Annotated in this window: 1 protein-coding gene; it reads left to right on the top strand. The window is 57.8% G+C overall.

The features are described 5' to 3' along the window. A partial coding sequence (locus tag KP705_RS15690; protein WP_215764859.1) for a Tn3 family transposase occupies positions 1–744 on the top strand: 744 nt, incomplete at both ends.

The following is a 744-nucleotide window of genomic DNA, read 5'->3' as shown; positions in this document are numbered from 1 at the left end:
TGCCGGCTCTTGCCAGGAAGGGCGAGTTGTCACAGGTCCGGCTTGATGCACATGGTCTTGTGATTTCGCCTCTGAAAGCAATTACACCCCCTGCTGTGGAAGAGTTGAGGCGGGCGGCTTACGACCGGCTGCCACGCATCAAGATTACTGATCTTCTGCTGGAAGTGGACCGCTGGATCAGCTTCACCGACTGCTTTACCCATCGCCGTTCCAGCCGTGTCGCGGATGACAAAAACGCCCTGCTGACGGTGATCCTGGCGGATGGGATTAATCTTGGTCTGACACGCATGGCCGACACCTGTCAGGGTGCCACCCTGCGCCAGTTGGCGCATCTGCATGACTGGCATATCAGCGAGGCCGGATACGCCGAAGCCCTTGGCCGTATGGTTGCAGCCCATCGTGGGCTGCCCCTGGCGTCACTCTGGGGAGACGGCACATCGTCCTCAAGTGATGGTCAATTGTTTCATGCAGGTGGCAGAGGCGCTGCGATCAGCGATATCAATGCGCGCAATGGCAGTGAACCGGGCGTCAGTTTCTACACCCACATCTCCGATCAGTATGATCCGTTTTCGACCCGGGTGATTGCGGCGACGGCCGGTGAAGCACCCTATGTTCTGGATGGGCTGCTGTATCATGCCAACGGGCTTTCCATTGAAGAGCATTATACCGACACGGGTGGGGCATCGGATCATGTTTTCGGGCTGATGCCCTTCTTTGGTTATCGATTTGCGCCCAGGATACGGG

The sequence above is a fragment of the Gluconobacter sp. P1D12_c genome, from assembly GCF_018812105.1.
GTDB lineage: Bacteria > Pseudomonadota > Alphaproteobacteria > Acetobacterales > Acetobacteraceae > Gluconobacter > Gluconobacter oxydans_A.
This window is presented reverse-complemented; position numbering and strand designations above follow the sequence as displayed.